17 protein-coding genes are annotated in these 16,294 nt (G+C 67.1%); 3 read left to right on the forward strand and 14 right to left on the reverse strand.

The genetic code is table 11. The features are described from left to right. Positions 1-46 precede the first annotated feature (46 nt). From AC1VM9_RS05190 to AC1VM9_RS05210, 5 genes are all read right to left on the reverse strand, one after another. Positions 47-481, reverse strand: a complete 435-nt coding sequence (locus tag AC1VM9_RS05190; protein ID WP_483121554.1) for a WhiB family transcriptional regulator — start codon at positions 479-481, stop codon at positions 47-49. Then, the gene (locus AC1VM9_RS05195) at positions 478-885 is read right to left on the reverse strand and encodes a hypothetical protein (protein ID WP_483121556.1); all 408 of its coding nucleotides are present in this window, start codon (positions 883-885) and stop codon (positions 478-480) included. The genes AC1VM9_RS05190 and AC1VM9_RS05195 overlap by 4 nt, the downstream gene beginning before the upstream one ends. After that, positions 882-2,411, reverse strand: coding sequence for an FtsK/SpoIIIE domain-containing protein (locus AC1VM9_RS05200; protein ID WP_483121558.1), 1,530 nt, complete (start codon positions 2,409-2,411; stop codon positions 882-884). The genes AC1VM9_RS05195 and AC1VM9_RS05200 overlap by 4 nt, the downstream gene beginning before the upstream one ends. Continuing rightward, positions 2,408-2,659 (reverse strand): hypothetical protein, encoded by a 252-nt coding sequence (locus AC1VM9_RS05205; protein ID WP_483121559.1) that lies wholly within the window; start codon positions 2,657-2,659, stop codon positions 2,408-2,410. Before AC1VM9_RS05205 ends, AC1VM9_RS05200 begins: the two co-directional genes overlap by 4 nt. An 864-nt stretch (positions 2,660-3,523) precedes the next feature. Then, positions 3,524-3,889: a hypothetical protein gene (locus tag AC1VM9_RS05210; RefSeq protein WP_483121561.1), complete on the reverse strand. Its 366-nt coding sequence runs from the start codon at positions 3,887-3,889 to the stop codon at positions 3,524-3,526. A gap of 250 nt (positions 3,890-4,139) precedes the next feature. Here AC1VM9_RS05210 and AC1VM9_RS05215 point away from each other — a divergent pair, with 250 nt between their 5' ends. From AC1VM9_RS05215 to AC1VM9_RS05225, 3 genes are all read left to right on the forward strand, one after another. After that, positions 4,140-4,544 carry a hypothetical protein gene (locus AC1VM9_RS05215; protein ID WP_483121563.1) on the forward strand — a complete coding sequence of 135 codons (405 nt, stop codon included), beginning with the start codon at positions 4,140-4,142 and terminating at the stop codon, positions 4,542-4,544. A gap of 438 nt (positions 4,545-4,982) precedes the next feature. Next, on the forward strand, positions 4,983-5,171 hold the full coding sequence (locus tag AC1VM9_RS05220; protein WP_483121564.1) for a hypothetical protein: 189 nt from the start codon (positions 4,983-4,985) through the stop codon (positions 5,169-5,171). Positions 5,172-5,728: 557 nt separating this feature from the next. Beyond that, positions 5,729-6,175, forward strand: a complete 447-nt coding sequence (locus AC1VM9_RS05225) for a hypothetical protein (RefSeq protein WP_483121566.1) — start codon at positions 5,729-5,731, stop codon at positions 6,173-6,175. Between the two features lie 190 nt (positions 6,176-6,365). On the opposite strand, the gene AC1VM9_RS05230 is transcribed toward AC1VM9_RS05225, so the two are convergent. The 9 genes from AC1VM9_RS05230 to AC1VM9_RS05270 are packed head-to-tail and all read right to left on the reverse strand — an operon-like array spanning position 6,366 to position 16,289. After that, entirely contained in the window at positions 6,366-7,601 is a 1,236-nt protein-coding gene (locus AC1VM9_RS05230) for an MFS transporter (RefSeq protein WP_483121568.1), read from the reverse strand. Then, complete coding sequence (locus tag AC1VM9_RS05235) at positions 7,598-7,888, reverse strand: DUF397 domain-containing protein (protein ID WP_483121570.1); 291 nt, start codon at positions 7,886-7,888, stop codon at positions 7,598-7,600. The genes AC1VM9_RS05230 and AC1VM9_RS05235 overlap by 4 nt, the downstream gene beginning before the upstream one ends. Beyond that, positions 7,839-8,759 carry a helix-turn-helix domain-containing protein gene (locus AC1VM9_RS05240; RefSeq protein ID WP_483121572.1) on the reverse strand — a complete coding sequence of 307 codons (921 nt, stop codon included), beginning with the start codon at positions 8,757-8,759 and terminating at the stop codon, positions 7,839-7,841. Before AC1VM9_RS05240 ends, AC1VM9_RS05235 begins: the two co-directional genes overlap by 50 nt. Next, positions 8,756-9,445, reverse strand: coding sequence for a hypothetical protein (locus tag AC1VM9_RS05245; RefSeq protein WP_483121574.1), 690 nt, complete (start codon positions 9,443-9,445; stop codon positions 8,756-8,758). Before AC1VM9_RS05245 ends, AC1VM9_RS05240 begins: the two co-directional genes overlap by 4 nt. Continuing rightward, positions 9,438-10,556, reverse strand: a complete 1,119-nt coding sequence (locus AC1VM9_RS05250; protein WP_483121575.1) for a C40 family peptidase — start codon at positions 10,554-10,556, stop codon at positions 9,438-9,440. The genes AC1VM9_RS05245 and AC1VM9_RS05250 overlap by 8 nt, the downstream gene beginning before the upstream one ends. A gap of 1 nt (position 10,557) precedes the next feature. Then, positions 10,558-11,175 carry a hypothetical protein gene (locus AC1VM9_RS05255; protein WP_483121577.1) on the reverse strand — a complete coding sequence of 206 codons (618 nt, stop codon included), beginning with the start codon at positions 11,173-11,175 and terminating at the stop codon, positions 10,558-10,560. Beyond that, positions 11,168-13,231, reverse strand: coding sequence for a hypothetical protein (locus AC1VM9_RS05260; protein WP_483121578.1), 2,064 nt, complete (start codon positions 13,229-13,231; stop codon positions 11,168-11,170). Before AC1VM9_RS05260 ends, AC1VM9_RS05255 begins: the two co-directional genes overlap by 8 nt. Then, on the reverse strand, positions 13,228-15,849 hold the full coding sequence (locus AC1VM9_RS05265) for an ATP-binding protein (protein WP_483121580.1): 2,622 nt from the start codon (positions 15,847-15,849) through the stop codon (positions 13,228-13,230). Before AC1VM9_RS05265 ends, AC1VM9_RS05260 begins: the two co-directional genes overlap by 4 nt. Beyond that, positions 15,846-16,289 carry a hypothetical protein gene (locus AC1VM9_RS05270; RefSeq protein ID WP_483121582.1) on the reverse strand — a complete coding sequence of 148 codons (444 nt, stop codon included), beginning with the start codon at positions 16,287-16,289 and terminating at the stop codon, positions 15,846-15,848. The genes AC1VM9_RS05265 and AC1VM9_RS05270 overlap by 4 nt, the downstream gene beginning before the upstream one ends. Positions 16,290-16,294: the final 5 nt, after the last annotated feature.

The following is a 16,294-nucleotide window of genomic DNA, read 5'->3' on the forward strand; positions in this document are numbered from 1 at the left end:
CCAGACGTCGAGAGAACGCGTGAAACGCGCTCCCGGTTGGGCACCATCAGGCTGCTCCATGCTCTTCGGTCTCGGCACGGCGCAGGCCTGCCAGGATCACGTCTCCCAGGGCGTGACCCCGCATTAGCCGTTCTTCGAGAGGCCGACGCTCGCTGGGCTGAAGGCCGCCGCTGATGCCGTACTCCTCGCGGAACACGAGGGCGGAGGCAAGGCACATCGCTCGGACGGGGCAGTCGTGGCACAGCAAGATGGCCTGCCGCGTCGACGTGGCGGACTCCTCGAACCACAGCTCGGGGTCGACGCTGGAACAGATCGCCTCGCGCATCCACGTCGGCTCGAGGAGCGACTGAAGGCTTGGACCACGCCGGGTGTTGAGGCGCTTGATCGGCTGGCCGTATTCGCGCAGCCAGTTGCCGGGGGTCGCCTGGACTCGCACGTAGGCGATGGGTGCGCGGCGCTGGGTCGGGGTCTGCTCGCTCATGACGCCTCCAAGTGGTTGGTGGGCGGGTAGTAGCCCTGGCGGCTGATGTCCGTTTGGGCGAAGTCGAGGACCTCGCCGAGACGGCTGGCGTGCCCGGCCGCGACGCGCATGCTGTCCATGGCGTACGCGACGCTCTCCTCGGGGTTGCCGCCGTCCTCCTCGAAGACCGCGTAGACCGACAGAGATGACGCCAGCGACCTAGCGAGCTGTCGAAGGGCCTGGTCGAGGCCGTAGCCGAGGCACTTGAGATCGCCAAGGACCTCGTACATCTCCGGCGCCGGGATCGCGGGCGAGGCGAGGGTCAGATGGTTGATGCCACGGATGGCCTGCATCGCGGTATCGGCGAGCTGGTGCCCTTCGGCACCGGCTGACGCTGGCGTCTGGTGGAGGTCGTTGGTGGTCATGAGGGGTCTCCTTCAGGAGTGGGCCGCATCGTCACCGGCAGGTCTGCCGTCGTCAGAACGGGCTCATCAGTGTTGTCGGGATCGGTCCGGCTCGCCCGTTGAGAGGTGACGTCGTCGACCAGTCGGGCGATGGCCTGGTCGTCGAGGTAGGCCGCACGGGCACGCACGATTTCCCGGCTGCCGTCGGTGCGCATGAAGGCGACGCCGGGCGTGTGCTCGCTGATCTCGTCGGCCCGAGCACCGTCGTCGCGCGCGGAGTCGCCGAGGACCATCGCGACCTGGACTGGGTTGTCCAGCCGCATGGCAACTCGGGTCGGGAACAGGTCTCGCCATCCGACGATGTCCTTGCCGGGGTCCTGTACGGCGGCGACGACCGTGATCCCGCAGGCCCGGCCCTGCGTCAGGAGCAGTCCGAGGGCCGTGTCGATGCGTCGGGTGACGGAGCGGTCCGCGAAGGCGGTCAGCGTGGCGAGCTCGTCCAAGATGGCGATGATGTGCGGCGAGGACGGCTCGCGCTGGTGGACTCGCGCACCGGAGGCCGCCAGCTCCTTGGACCGGGCGTCCTTGACCTCCACCAGGTCCTCGAGCAGGCCGCACATGTCCTCGGGCGAGGCATCCTCGTAGCGGCTGAAAAGTGCGCGGCCGGGTCGAAGCTCCATCCCACCCTTGGGATCGACGGCCCAGATCTGGAGGTCTCCAGCGGCGAGGCTGTGAGAGACGCCCCGGAGGAGAGACCACAGCACTGAGCTCTTGCCGGCACCCGTTGCACCTGCGACCAGGAGGTGGGTACCGGCCACCTTGAGCTGCCACGGTGAGCCGTCCTCGCAAAGCCCGATCGGGACCGCGGCAAGATCGACGACGCCCGGGGGCATCGGATCGACAGCGTCGCGGAGCGAGTCTCGCCGGACCAGTTCGAGCCAGCACCGCCCGGGGCGATCCGCCCGGACCCGGCCTCGGAGACACCCGGTGGCGTGGGCGATGGCCTCCGCGCGGGCCGCGACGTCGCCCGGGACCAAACCGTGGGGCAGGCGCAGCAGGAGACGGTCGGTGCCGTGGCCGGTCGCTACGACCTTGAGGATTCGCACGCAGGATTGGCTGGATCTGCGCACCCCAGGACCTCCGTGGTGCCTGGACTCCCTGTCATAGACGACGAGATCGATGCTCCCGACGATGCGAGGCCAACGGACTCGGTAGTAGGCGGAACGAATCACCGTCTGGAGGCGCGTTGCGGCATACCGTCGGTAGGTGGTCGGGCGCCAGAGACGCCAGACGGCGAGGCCTACACTGATCGCGACGAAGCCAACGAGCAGGCTGCCCCACCCCAGGAAGAGCCACCCTGCGACGGCAACGAGGCCTGCGGCGGCGAGGAGCGGAAAGCGCACTAGTGCCATCAGCATGGCCACCACCGCACGAACGAGGCTCCAGCCAGTCCACAGGATCGCTTCCAGCGCGACGGCCAGAATGTCGTCGCTGCCGAGCAGCCCCTCCTTTGCGCTCGGGCTTCGGACGCTCATCTTCGGCGTCATGCCGAACCCCGCCCCATCTGCCGGATGGCGATCTGCAGACATTCGACCGCTTGGGTCATCGACCGCGTGGCGGACCGGATCGACAGGAGCAGCTCGTCGTCGGGTGCGTCCCTGAACGCCGTGTAGAGGGCACGAAGCTCCTCTTCCATGTCCTGAAGGCGGCGCAGACGCTGCTGCAGGGCGCGGTCGATGAAGCCTTGGTGCACCCCGAAGGCCTCGGCCCAAGCGGTGGAGTCAGCCGTGTACATCTCAACGTCACCGCCCTACGCGGCCTTGTTCGGCGGCGTCGACGTCTGCGAGGAGTGGGCGTCAGCCGGCTTGCCCGCTGCGGACTTGCCCGGAGCTGACATGCCATCCGCTCGCAGCGACCAGGCGGCCTGCTTCCGCAGCGGTGCGAGCGTCCTTCCTCGGCGGGCCGGCACTTCGACGAGTCGACCCACAGGGTCGCCGTCAGGTTCTCGAAGACGACGGCAGTGAACGGGGAGGTGCCGTCGCCGGCCGGCGGAACGGGCTGGACCTTGGCGAGCATCTTGACCGACACGGTCCGGTCCTTCTTGCGCGCCTCCGGGTCAGCGTCGATGACGTCGATCGACCACATCGGCAGGCCTGTGTCAGCGTCGATCTGCTGGACCTTGTTCTCCCGGGTGGAACGGTCGAAGTCCACTACCGGCGTGACCTCCGAAACGATGTACGCGCCGTGAGGGAACACCTCATCGTGGCCGAGCTTGAGCTTGCGTGCGACTGCCATCTCGATCTCCTCGGACTGGCAGCGATGCCTTATGCATCACTGCATAGGCCCATGCTATGCACATATGCATGAACATCGGGAATGTAGATTCCTCCCTCAGCGTGTCGTCGCCAGCTCCGGGCCCGATCGAGGCAGGCCGCCGCGGAACTGAGGGACGGCTCGAGAATGGGTGCGCCCTATGCTCGGGGGCCGTGACGACCAGGCTCAACGATACGCAGCTGAACATGCTCCACTGGTCGCCTCCAGACCGATTGATGGGCAGGCGACGAATGGCCAGCGGGTAACGCGGCAGACAGCATCGACGCACATGCGGCGCCCCGGGCGCTAATCATGGTCGGGGAGCGTGTCGCCGCCTGTCGATCGGTCAGATCAGCCGCCATTTCTCTTCCAGTCGGTCCACGGCGTCGGCCAGGTCGTTATAGACCGGGCCGTCATGGTCGGGGAGCACGTAGTGCGTCCTAGGCTGACCGGCAAAGCGCCTGACGAGTGCGGCGTCGAGGTGTCGACGGAGTTGGAGGAACCTCGGGTCGTTGCCAACTTGAGGAGGCTGCCACCGGTCTCGATTCGCCTCCGAGATCAGGGCTCGTCCTGCGTGAATCAACTCTCGCCTTGCGCGATTCCGCTGTGCTACTTCTTCGGCTCGGCGTTGAGCGCCAGGGGTGACGAAAGAGGCGATGGTCCCGCCACCGGTGCCTGCGAGCACCCCGACGATCATCGTCGTCCAGTCCATGCGCCGGAGCGTAATGGAGCCGCCGCTTCTCCGTGGTTCAGTTCGCTGGCCGCGGCGTGACCGGGCGAGGGTCTCCGCCCTCAACGCGGCATGTCCGTACGGAAGGCTCACCTACTGTGGGGCGGCGAAATCTCGGTTTGGATGCCCCGGGCATACGTATCGTGAACGTGTGCCCCAAGGCTCCGAGATCCCGAAGCTGACGACTGACGTCACATGGACTCTGCCACCACCGGCCCCCAACCGTGGGCCGTTGACGCGGTTCGATGTGCTGGGCTTCGTCGCGGGGCTGGCGGCCCTCGTTGTCTTCGTAGCGCCCAGCCTGCTCGTGCAACGGCATCCCTGGCCCGAGCTGGTGCGGTACTTCGCTGGCTCCGCGGTCGGGTGGTCCAGTGGCCTCGTTGCTCTGACCGTCTACTGGACGGTGGCAAGTCGAGGTCACGCGCGACCCCTGTCCTGGAGCAAGGGGAAGGACCGCAGGGGAGGTGCGATCTTCGACAGTGTGCTGGTCGCTGCGGCGGCTCTTCTGGCCTTGCTGGCTGCGCCTGACGAGGGGGCCGTGCTGTACGTCTATGCCGCCGCTTGGTTGGCGGTGTTGGTCTTGCGGTTGCGCTTCGACGGCTACTTGGGCGCAGGTGATGAGGCCACGGGTCGGTAGGTCACTCGCTATCGCAACCCCTGTTTCGCGCCGCCGCCCTGGCGACCGCCTTCCCCAGCGCGGCATGAGTGTGCGTTTCGTGGGAGCGTGACCTCATGGTCGGCAGCCCACGAGTGTTGACGCTTCGACGTGTCGGGGACTGGCGTGGTCTTCGTCGTCTCACGCATGGGCGCCGTGCGTACGAGGTTGGGCTGAGTGATGGCTCCCGCCGTCGGGTCTCCCTCTTGGAACTCGACAAGATGGTTGATGCGAGTAAGTGCCCGGCTGACTTCTGGGCTTGCGTGAAGGCGGCCGATGAGGCGTGGACTGCAGGCGACGGCTCATTCGTTCAGTGGCCGAGTGGCGTGCCTCCGCGGCTGTAGCCGCGCCCATCGGCGGTCGCGAGCTTCACTCCGCGGCATGATCGGATGCCGCCGAGGATCACTTAGGCTGGCCTGCGTGCTCGTGCTGACAGCGCTGCTGACTGTGGCGTTACTCGTGTTCGGGACGAGAGTCGCTGTCCGCGATTGGCGGTTTCGCATGGGCAAAGGCCCTAAGCCGGCCTCCGCCGACGTCGGCATCGTTTGGATTCTCGTCGTGATGATCACCGTCTCCCTTCTGTGGGTAGATCTCGCCGGAGCAAACTGATCAGCCAACGCAGCGCGGCATGAGCGTGCAGTTCACAAGACGACTTATGCTGCGATCGTGGCCGAGCGGCGGACCAAACGGAGCGTCGATGCGATGTCGCTCAGGTCGATACGAGTTGTGGCATGCCTCTCCGCATCTTCCACGCTGTGCTTTCTGTGGGGAGCACTGTCTGCTGCGGAGTGGTGGCGATGGCTGGGTCTCGCTTGCTCTGCCTATGTCACGGGGGCTTGGGTCCTGAACTACGTCCGCGCCCGAACCCGCGCCGAGACATCGCGAGGAATCAACCATGGCTCGACCCCGGGCAGTGATGGCACGGCGTAGAACTGGTCGGCGATCAGTGCTGCAGTCGCTGGGCGACCCGAACGCGGCAGAAGCGGACGTTGCAGTTCGGTCACGTCACGAGGCGTAGTGGCCCGGTGGGTGCGACATTTGGCCGCGTGATCTGGGAACAGCGGTGGACCCACACCGCCACTAAGGCCTGTGGCGCACTTCTGGTGTGCACAGGGGCGATGACCCTCGCAGGGTGCGAGACAGTGGCTAGTGCCGGATCAACGGGCATGAGTGTCGACGAGCAGGGCCGCCCGGTTGTTGTCTTCGCTCTCTGCAATGACCACATAGACGGGGCGACGATCTACCGTGATCGGACCGCGGAAGATCCGACAGGTGAAGACTCCTCGATCTCCGTCGCGGAGTGGCAAGCGGCCTCGCCAGTCACGCAAAACACGGCCCTGAAGTCGGATCTAAACACCGCCCACCCATCCGACCACTGGTCACGTAGGGGGCCTCACGAGGCGATGAAGCCCGGCACCGCCTACGTGGCTTACGGATGGACGCGCGACAACAGCTGGTACACAGGCCACGTCGAATTCACGCTGGCGCGGCTATCGAAGCTGAAGCCTGGTCAGGTCCTCAGCCAGACCTACGTCCAGACGAAGGACGACTTCGCCGACACGGTCCAGACCTATGCGCAGTTCAGGGCAGACGCATGCTCGGGGCGCCCATAGGCCAGCCGGCGCAGATCAACGAGGTGTTCCACGTGGTCCTCGTGCCCGACCGGCATCAGGCGTTAGTCCAAACGTCCTACGCCGGCGTGATCGCAACGTCCCATCATCGGCAGATCCGGTAAACGCCTTCCCTCGCCACGGGCTCCCAGACCCCAGCACACATGGCCTCGCTAGCGGTCTCGATGGCGTCCTACCGAGTGCCTTTACTAGCTTGCCGGCGCGGGGCAACCATCAGAAGCGCGGCCACGCCCGCCATGGCACTCGCCGCGAGCAAGGGCGCTGACAGGCCCTGCCAGGCTGCGATCAATCCGCCCGTAAGGGCTCCGAGCGCCGCAACACCGATGCCTGCCACCCGAGTCGTTGCGCTGACCCGGCCCATCAATGCATCGGGCGTGAGCCGCTGACGCGCAGTGCCTCCCAAGACCGTCACGGCCATAGAGGCCGCTCCCACGACGGAAAGGCCCATGCCGGCGATCCACCCTTTGGGCGCGAGGAAGACGAGCGACCAACCGCACCCCTGGACCAGGAGTCCCCCGGCATAGAGGGTCCGCGCCGTGAACTGGCGACGCGACTTGGGCACCAGGTAGCCGGCGACAAGTCCCCCGACCGCGGACGTCGCCAAGAGAGCACCAAACCATGCCTCAGGTACGTGCAGACGGTCGCGCGCGAAGAGGACCAGAGTGGAGAAGGCGACGTTGTAGACGAAGTTGAAGACCGCCATGCCTGCGGTCAGGCGCCGCAGCTCCCCGTGGTGCACGAGATAGCCGAGCCCTTCGCGGACAGAACGGAACACCGGAGTGCGTGCGGCGGGTTGCGCGGGCGGCGCCATTCGCCCGAGGCCAACGAGTAGTGCGGCGGAGATGAGGAACGCGACAGCATTGCCGAAGAACGGAATCGACGCGCCAAGAGCGAAGAGGGCTGCACCAAGGGGTGGACCGATGAGGCTTCGCCCCAAAAGGTCCAGAGACCAGATTCGTCCGTTCGCTGTGGCGAGCTGTTGCTGGTCACGACCGACGACAAGGGGCAGGGCTGCTTGGGCGGCGGGGTCGAAGAAGCAGCCTGCGACTCCAAGGAGGAAAACACAAGCGACGAGGATCCACAGCTGTGCAGCATCGGTGAGGACAGCCACGGCCAGGGCACCAACGATTGCCGCTCGGGCCAGGTCAGCGACCACCATCGTGACCCGACGAGGCCATCGATCCACCAGCGCGCCGGCAGGCAGCCCCACGATGAGCCACGCGGCGTACGTCGCTGCGACGGTCAACGAGACCTCGAAGGGATCACTCGTCAGACGGGCCGCCAACAAGGGCACTGCTGCCAGCACCATGCCCTGGCCGGCGATGGAGACGCCGGTGGAGGCCAGCAACCGATTGAGTCCCCGCCCTGGGGAAACGACCGGCTGCTGGCTCTCCATGGCTGTGCTCATCCCGACGTCTTCAGCACGCCAATTTCAAACTCGCCATCCCGCGCACCCGCGACGAAGGCGCGCCACTCAGCCTCCGTGAACTCGAGGATGGGACCGCGGCCCTGTGCCTTCGAGTCCCTCACGCCGATCCGCCCCGCGGACTCGGCCACCTCGACGCAGGCACCGGTATCGCTGTGCACGGACTTTCGCCATGCCGCTGTGCTCCAATCGGGTTCCATCCGTATCCCTTTCGTTGCGTCACGACGCCCAGTAGCGCCGCGCGGCCTCGATCGCCTTCTGTGATGCATCGGCGTCGAGAGCGTCGTGGTGAAGCCCTCTGAAGAGCTTGCGGTAGGCCGAGATGTCTCGCTCGGCGGAGAGGTAGAGATCCGCGGTCTGGCTCTCGCAGAGGACCACCGGCTGCCCCGCCTTGAACTCGTAGAGCACGAACGAACCGACGGCGAAGGTCGGGACCACTCCTCCACCGGCAAGGACGCGCACCTCCGCATAGCCGGCATCGATCAGGTCGAGCAGACGAGTCATCTGGTGCGCCATCTCAGCCGACGTCGCCCTCGGCGATCGGTGCAGGGCCGACTCATCGAGGACCGCCTGGTAGACCGTGCCGCGGCGCCCGCCGAGCAGCTCCTGGCGATCCATCCGAGCCGGCACCACCGAGTCAGCCTGCAGGCCTGCCGCCTGACACATCGCCGTGGCGTAGTCCGCTGTCTGGAGCAGGCCGGGTATCCACGAGGTTTGGTACTGGCGGAGTCGCTTGACGCGAGCCTCGACGGCCTCGACGGCCGCCTGTCGTCGTGGGGCACCGCCCGCGCTGACCACCCAGGCTCCGTCGAGTCCAGAACTGCGCGCGACCGAGCCCAGGATCTCGGCACGGACTTCCTCGGCAACGCCGTAGTAGGACAGCAGCTCGGCAACCTCGCTGACGGACGCCCCGAAGCGGCCGGTCTCCACGCGAGAGATCTTCGACTGGGACCACCCGAGATCGCGCGCCACAGCCGATCCGGAGATCCCTGCGGCCTCACGGATCCGTCGCAACTCGAATCCAACCTCTGCCATCTCATCCTTCCATGCACTGATGAATAGGACGACGATATAGATGATTGGCGTCGGGTGACGAACGAGCGCGCCGCAATGCCTTCCGAAGTCGGCTCGTTGGTTCATTCGACCCATAGCTCCTGGGCGGGCAGGTGGCCCACAGTTCGGTCCTCCGCCGTGTAGCTGCCCTGATGCCATCGGTACCACTGCGCCTCGTCCACGACGGCGACAGCGAGCGTGCCGTCACGACTCATGAGGGGTCCCGACACGGCGCGCAGGTCGACGTCGTACCTGCCATCCCCGAACGCGTGGACGACGCGCGACCCGATGAGGTGGGATCGCCCTGCCACGGGTTGGAGGGGCTCGATGCGAGGTGCGTTCTGGTCATCGAGGACGGAACGGAGCCATGCCCCCTCAGCTGGAACATGTGACCGAGGGACGTGCACCATCTCTTCGACCCAGACGCGTGAGATGTCCACCCACACCGCGTCCGCTCCGGCATCGAGGTAGTGGTCGCGCTCGTCCACGAGCTGTACGCCGGGCTCCTTGAGGCTTGGCAAGCACTTGACGTCACCTGACCGGATCCGGAGTCCGGTGCGCCAGCCGTACGCAGCCAGTTCCTGGCCCTCGAACGTCGTCATGAGGAATCGCGCCCTGGCGTTGACCGGGATCTCATCTCCAGGCCGAAGGCGTCGCACGAGCGTTGCCGGCACACCGCTGGTCAGGTCGTCATCGGTCTCGTTGTCCCACCCGAAGGCCCCGATGAGAGCACCAAACCGACGATCAACGTCTCTTGGTGTCAATTCATCCATGGTTTGCCACCACCTGGCCTGTGGGGTGTCGTCCAACGACTCGGCCCACGAAGGCGAGCTCCGTCTTGTAATAGTCCACAGTCATGAAGTCGTGAACCACCTCGACGGCCAGACCCGGACGCGGAGCGTGCACGATGCCGCCCTGACCGTCATACATCGCCACGTGGTGGAAGTAGTCGGGAGGGTCGCCGGCGGCGTGGAAGAAGACCAGGTCCCCGGCTCGCCATACGCGGGGATCGAGAGGGAGGCGCTGCACTGACGCTGCTTGCGCACTGGCGACGCGTGGCAGAGCGACGCCGGCGCGATGCCAGGCGAATTGCACCAGTGAGGAGCAGTCGAAGCCCATGACTCCCGCACCAGCGCCGAACCCGACGCTCGGTCCGTCCGGGGTGCCGCCGCCCCAGGAGTAGGGCACTCCCACCTGCGCCAACGCGGCCGCCACAGCCTTCCCACCTGCGCTGCCGTCACTCAGGTATGCCGCGTTCGAGTAGCACGCAGCGGAGAGGACTGTGGGACTCCCCACGACCTGGGTCGCCAGCGGCTGCCACTTCGCGTACGCGTTGGGAAACGCGCTGCGCTGCACTGCCTGCGCCGCGTCGGTAACTGACATCCGCTCGAACCCGGGGATGTCGACCAGGCCGGGCTGTCCTTGTTGTCCTCCCGTGTAGAACATGCGCGCCGACTTTGCCGGGTCCATCCTGTCTGACGCGCTCCCCCAGGCTGTGCGCTGCTGGAACAGCCCTACGCTGTCCCGATCGCCGTAGGGCAGGTTCATGAGGTTGGACTCCTGCATGGCCGTTGCCACCGCGACGACCCAGCCGTACGACGGCACGTGAAGCTCGCGTCCCACTGCGACGATGGTCTTCGCGTTCGAGGCCTGCTCGGCGGTGAGACCCTCGAGCCGTCCGCCCGGGTTCGTGCCCTCCACCGCCGTTCCCGGGCAGCCCCCTCCCGAGGATGGAGCCTCCTGGCTGCCGGACCCACCCACCAGGGCCAGCAGCAGCGCCACCGCGAGGCCGGCGACAACCAGGAGCGGGAGTGCGGCGAGCAGCAGCCGGCGCACCCGGCGCCACAACAGGGCCCGGGCGGCGACGACGAGAGGAGCGACCACGTCAACCGCCCGCCGCGGAGGCCGTCAACGTCGGCGTCGGGGCGCCTTGAACGTCGCCTGCAGGTTCGATGTCGCTCACCACGCACGACGAACCACGCTTCTGAGTCACGACGTCGACACGGCCTCCATCCGTCGCGAATCGGAGCGCCTGCGCCCCTGAATCCCTCACTACAGCGGTCGGTTGGCCGGAGACTCGGCTGGCGGGCACGCGGGCCGGGTCCGTCCCTCTCAGCTGGGTCATGAGTGCAGACGCCGCGTATGGACGCATCCCGTTCAGCCAGTCGGCCGCAGGCAGGCTGGTGCGGACCCAGGCGTTCACGAAGGACGCGGCGATCCTCGTGCATGGCGCCCCGGTCGGAGCGGCGTCTGTCGACGTGTCACTCGCCTGCGGAACGGGCGCCGTTGTGATTGTGGCGCTCGACGAGGTTGGCGCCTCCTCCGGCGGCGGCGTCGACTTTGTCACCGGTACGGCGACGGACGTCGGGTTCACCTTGGCACTGAGGGCGTTCGTCGCCTTTCCGACCAGTGCCAGTGCGGCCAGCAGCACCACGACGGTGATGGTGAGGTGCTTCCAGGACCACAGCGGCCACTCGATGAGGCGGTGGAGGCGGCTAGACACCTCGATCACCTCGCTCCGGCTCTCCGGGCTCGACCGTGACCATGGACTTGGTGTCGGCGTCGAACATCCGCACGCGGAGGCCTTGGCCCGTGACCTCGGCGTGTGAGTCGTGAGCCCGTGCCACCGGCGTAAGGACCTTGAGCCCGGTCGGTACCTCGTCGACGAGCTGGCCCTCGATGCCTCGAGCCGGGATGCCTCCCGTCGGCTGGAACCCCGGCGCCGTCTGGAGGTCACCCGGTGCCGGATCACCCATCCGCGCAGAAGGACGCGGAGACGCGACTTCGGAAGGAGCACCTGCGACGTGCTGCACCGGCGACGACGGCGAACCAGCGAGCTCGCGCCGCATCGTGGTGACGCGGCCGGCCACATGTCGTTCGTTGTCGGGCACCTCCGACTGAGTCCATGTGACGCTGTCGAAGCGTCTCCCGATCGACTCCGGAGGCAGGTTGACGCGGCGGACGTATCGCGACGGACCGACGTCGCGCGGAGAGCTCTGGCCCTGCTGATCGGGGTCTTCACTCATGTTGCCGCCGGCGGCGATGTTCTTGGCAGCATCCTCGTTGCCGTCGTCCACGGCCTTGCGTCCGACGAAGTAGCCCACCGTGGTGCGACCGACATTCCGCAGCAGCGAACGGTGCGAGGTATGCCCGAGCATGCTCGTCAGCGACAGGAGCGGCATGAGCAGGACGAACGCCGCGAGGGACACGACGAGACACATGATGAGGGACAAGACCCCCATGCCGACTCCGTTGGCCTGCTTGATGATCGCGGCGATTGCCACGCTGTGGATTGCAGACCCGACACCGAAGGCAATGACGTTGACGACGGAGGCGCCAGCGATGTTGCCGATTCGTCTGACGATGCTGGCCATCGGGGCGATGACGCCGAAGACGGCGGCCGCGGGGAAGAACATGACGAGCAGACGCAGCATGACCAGGCCGGCGAAGACGAAAATATCCGCGACGAGGCGGAAGACGGCCGTGAAGGTGACGCCGATGAACGCCATGAAGCCTGCGCCGGCACGCCCCTTTGCCTTGCCTTGGACGGCGGCGTAGGCGAGCGGGTCCTGCTCCTGGATCTGCTGGGTGGTGTCGACCCAGTCGTTGGCCTTCTGCTCGGTCGTCTTCTGGACGCCGTCAGGGTTGGATCGCGCGGCCGCCAGCTCGGATCGGCTGAACGTCGACTCGCGGAACAGCAGTGGCCCCCACTTCTTCGCCGCCGGGCTGTCGGGATCGCCGAACTCCCCGCGCAGCCATGACTGGTAGAGGATGTCGTCGACGATCAGGGCGCCCTGCGCCCGAGTCGCGTCTCCGGCGTTCGGACCGGTGACGTCTGCTGCGCTCTGGTTGACCGACGCGACGGAGCTCGTGACTGCTTGGTCGAAGAAGCTCGCGACGCGCGTGGGGTACTGGGACACCCCCGACAGGACAACCAGGACGAACAGCGCCCAGACTGCTCCGGACATGACGGCCGAGAGCCGACCGTGCATCGAGTAGAAGAGCAGCAGGACGGCCACGCCGAGCAGGGAGACCATTCCCCACGGCGACCAGATCGCGTCGTGCAGGCGGTTCGTGACCGTCTCGACGACGTTGTCGAGCGGCTTCATGTACTGCTGCGGATGCGAGACGCGGTTGTGAACCCCATTGGTGGCAGAACTGATCCACACGCTGCCGCCCATCAGCGCGTTGCCGATGAATGTGTCGACCGTCGCATCCATCTCCCCCAGTCCGCCGACGCAGCCGGTGTCATAGGTGCTCCACCCGAGTCCGGCGTACCCGTACTGGTCGTACAAGGTGGTCGTGCGCGGGCGCGCCCACGGGTCACCCTTCGGCGGGATGGGATCGGGTGCCGGATCGAAGAAGCCCGGCAGCCCGGTGTCGGGCAGTGACGCCGTCGGCGCCGTCTTGCAGTCCCACGGGGCCGATGGCAGCGCCATGGGAGCCGCCGCAGACGAGGTTTGGCTTGCCGAAGCCGGATTCGTTAGGCCCAGCAAGGCACCCACGGTGACCATAAGGGCGAGGAGTAGACGACGGCGGCATGTCGCGGCTGACATCACGCACTCACTCTCTCGTCATCGTCGTCCAGCTCGGCTCCCTCGACGTCCGGGCTCCACTCGCGGGGATCAACCGCCTTGCTGGCTCGGTCGACGCGGTTGCGAGCCTTGTCCGGGGCCGCGGTGGTGTTGAGTGCCTCGAGCAGGCGCGGGTGAGCGGACAGGTCCATGCGGATGCGTTCGATGCCGCCGGATCCGTCGCTGAACACGAACTCTCGGGGCCCGCGCAGGCCATCCCGGGAGGGCCGCGACAGGGTGCCGAAGATCTGTTCGTAGCCGAGGCCCTCGCGAATCCCCGGCAGGAAGCGCAGCGCATCTGTCTGCGCGTCCTCCCCGGTGAGGCGTCCGATGAACGCGGCCGAGCAGAGGTTGGCCAGGTCGAGCTTCAGCAGGTCGGCCGGGTTCTGGGACGCCATGAGCACCCGGGTGTTGTGCTTGCGCGAGTCTCGCGCAGCTCGGTCGATGAACCGGCGACCGCTCGAGAAGGTCGACAACGCCCACGCCTCGTCGATGAAGATGCCCTTGCGAGCGTTGACGTCACCGAAGTACATGCCGCGCTGCGTCAGCCACGCGGCGAGGTACATGACGCACATCGACAGACGCTCGTCGAGGTCCTCACCGCCGCGAGTCGCTTCGTCGGGTAGGGCCAGCCCGTGCAACGAGTACACCGTGAGCAGCGGATCTGCGTCAGTGTCGGTGGCCGGCCGACCTGCCGGGAAGATCAGGCGGCCGTGGCTGGTCTTGGCAGCCTCCCGCAGGAAGTCGGCCATGTAGCCCGCGTGCCGAGCGAGCTCTGGGTCGCCCGTCGGCTCCCCACCCGGTCCGCGATCGAGATGGGCCAGGGCGTTGACGACCTCGTCGCAGGATGACCAGGCGTTCGCGGTCACCGAACCCACGGCGCGCATTAGCGCGACCTCGGAAAGGACGTGCTCCTGCAGCTGTTTCGGCAGCATGGCCCGCAGGACGCTGCTGGTCAGCAGCCGTCGGGTGTCCTTGGCCTGCTCCATCGCCGCTCGCCAACCCGACTCGTCCGCGTAATGCCGTCGATCAGGTTCGGCGATGACGCGGTACGTGGACAGAGACCCCGAGGCCGCGTCGAGCAGGTCGACCGCTCGTGAGTACGGCGCCAGCTCGGGGAGTCGAGTCAGCGCGGTCAGCCGGCCGGACGGGTCGAGCACCGTCCACGGAACGCCCTGGATGACCGTTCGGTAGATGATGTTGCCGCCGGCGGTCGACTTGCCACCGCCGAGCCCCGCACAGAGGACCGCGAGCCCGGACTCCTCGCCGCGTTCGGTGGCCAACCAGGGTTCCCAGGTGACGACTCTCGCCGACGTCCCGGATGTCTGGCCCAGGTGGATCCCGACGCGGTCCCCGACGGTTGCCGTGGCAGCGGGGACCGCAGAGGCGAGCGTCGTGACAGGCATGCGTCGCCGATACGCGGTCGAGCCGAGTCGTTCGCCGGGGATGAACTCGCGCGCGACGGCGTACTGGTCCTGCGGACGGGCGATGGTCACCTGCGGGGCATAGAGCTTGCGCACGAGGCTCGCTCGTTCGATGGCCTCGTCCTCGGTGGCGCCCGAGACGGCGATTCGGTACCAGCCGGTCGTGCGGGTCGAAAGACCGGACAGACCCATGGAGATCTCGTCCTCGACGGCCAGGGCACGCGATGCCTGACGTTCCAAGGCCCCCGGAGCGGGCTCGTGGTGCTCGAGCTCGTAGTGGTTCGCCTGGGCACGGATCTTCTGGATGTTCCGGCGCATCGCGGCGCCGACCTTGGCGGCGTCCTCGACCAACACGCGTCCGGACCACTCCACTGGGAACGGGAGCTCGTCCGTGCGCTGCATCCAGGGGATGCCTGGCGGGATCTCGAGGTCGGTCATGCGCCCGACCGACATCACGCACACGTGTCGCTCGATCCGCCGGTCGTCGTGCTCACCGACGACGCGGATGGTCCGGGCGTACGGCGTGGCGAACCAGTTCACCCTGTCGGTGAACTCACCCAGGTCGTCCAGTTCCCAGCTGGGGTCGTCGATGTTGCCGAGGGTGAGCGGGGCCGGCAGGCCGAGGGAGCACGAGCGATGCAGGAGCCATTCCAGCTGCCGCGGCGTTGCCGGGGCTGCCTCGATCCCAGGTGACGCCATCAGCTCGTCGGTGGCCCGGACCTGCTTCTCGAGGGCGGTGACCTCGCGATGCGCCGCGGCGCCCCCTAGGGCATCGCTGACGCTGTCGCTGATGGAGCCCAATGCCTTGAAGAGTGGGCTGCGGTTCGGGATCTCGACGCCGACGTAGACCTCCTTGTCCGCCATGGAAAGCGACGCGAGGCGCTTCTGGTCCGTCGTCAGGTGATTGGCCCACCCCGGGAGCGGCGCGGGTGCGTTCGCGTCGTGGTCCCGTGCCCATTTCGCCACCGGGTAGGGACGGGTGGTGACACGCAGATGGACCTCTCGCTTCGCCAGCTGCGACAGCACGTCAGCGCCGTCGACGATCAGCTGCTCGCGAACCCTGTCGGGGCGGAACGACCAGCCCTGGGGATCGAGCAGGTACCACGCCATGACCTTCTGGGCAGTCACGGTGCAGTGACCAGAGATGCGTCGCAGCGCCAAGCCGCGCTTGCCAGTCATGAGCTCGTCCCCTCGATCACGGTGTCCCTCGACGTTGCGGCGGTCCCAGCACGGTGCCGGGCCTTGCGTCGAGCCCGGCTCGGGCGCGAGGGGACGGCACGCACTCGAGCCGGACGGACTGTGTGCACCATGACCCTGTGCTCGTCACGCGGTGCAGAAACCTCGTGTGCGAAGGCGGTCAATACGGCGCCCAAGGGCCGGTCGTGGTTCACGACCGACAGGATCAGGCGCGTGAGCGCGACGGTCACGAGCAGGCTGTACGCCAGAGAGAAGAACCCGAGCCCGATACCGAGGCGTCGCTCGACGATCTGCAGCAGCACGAACACGATTGAGCCGACCATGTAGGCGCTGTATCGGGCCCGGAACGGGAGGGTGCGGTTCGGCGGCCCCAGCCAGACCGAGTTGACGTTGTAGATCTCGTCGTCGACAGGCAGACGCATGACCT

This window comes from Monashia sp. HAY1-11D (assembly GCF_056868035.1).

What these genes read in the sequence shown, in the direction of transcription:
- AC1VM9_RS05190 (WP_483121554.1), bottom strand. Translation starts at nt 481, where the DNA reads ATGAGCGAGCAGACCCCGACCCAGCGCCGCGCACCCATCGCCTACGTG.
- AC1VM9_RS05195 (WP_483121556.1), bottom strand. Translation starts at nt 885, where the DNA reads ATGACCACCAACGACCTCCACCAGACGCCAGCGTCAGCCGGTGCCGAA.
- AC1VM9_RS05200 (WP_483121558.1), bottom strand. Translation starts at nt 2,411, where the DNA reads ATGACGCCGAAGATGAGCGTCCGAAGCCCGAGCGCAAAGGAGGGGCTG.
- AC1VM9_RS05205 (WP_483121559.1), bottom strand. Translation starts at nt 2,659, where the DNA reads ATGTACACGGCTGACTCCACCGCTTGGGCCGAGGCCTTCGGGGTGCAC.
- AC1VM9_RS05210 (WP_483121561.1), bottom strand. Translation starts at nt 3,889, where the DNA reads ATGGACTGGACGACGATGATCGTCGGGGTGCTCGCAGGCACCGGTGGC.
- AC1VM9_RS05225 (WP_483121566.1), top strand. Translation starts at nt 5,729, where the DNA reads ATGAGTGTCGACGAGCAGGGCCGCCCGGTTGTTGTCTTCGCTCTCTGC.
- AC1VM9_RS05230 (WP_483121568.1), bottom strand. Translation starts at nt 7,601, where the DNA reads ATGAGCACAGCCATGGAGAGCCAGCAGCCGGTCGTTTCCCCAGGGCGG.
- AC1VM9_RS05235 (WP_483121570.1), bottom strand. Translation starts at nt 7,888, where the DNA reads ATGCATCACAGAAGGCGATCGAGGCCGCGCGGCGCTACTGGGCGTCGT.
- AC1VM9_RS05240 (WP_483121572.1), bottom strand. Translation starts at nt 8,759, where the DNA reads ATGAACCAACGAGCCGACTTCGGAAGGCATTGCGGCGCGCTCGTTCGT.
- AC1VM9_RS05245 (WP_483121574.1), bottom strand. Translation starts at nt 9,445, where the DNA reads ATGGATGAATTGACACCAAGAGACGTTGATCGTCGGTTTGGTGCTCTC.
- AC1VM9_RS05265 (WP_483121580.1), bottom strand. Translation starts at nt 15,849, where the DNA reads ATGACTGGCAAGCGCGGCTTGGCGCTGCGACGCATCTCTGGTCACTGC.
- AC1VM9_RS05270 (WP_483121582.1), bottom strand. Translation starts at nt 16,289, where the DNA reads ATGCGTCTGCCTGTCGACGACGAGATCTACAACGTCAACTCGGTCTGG.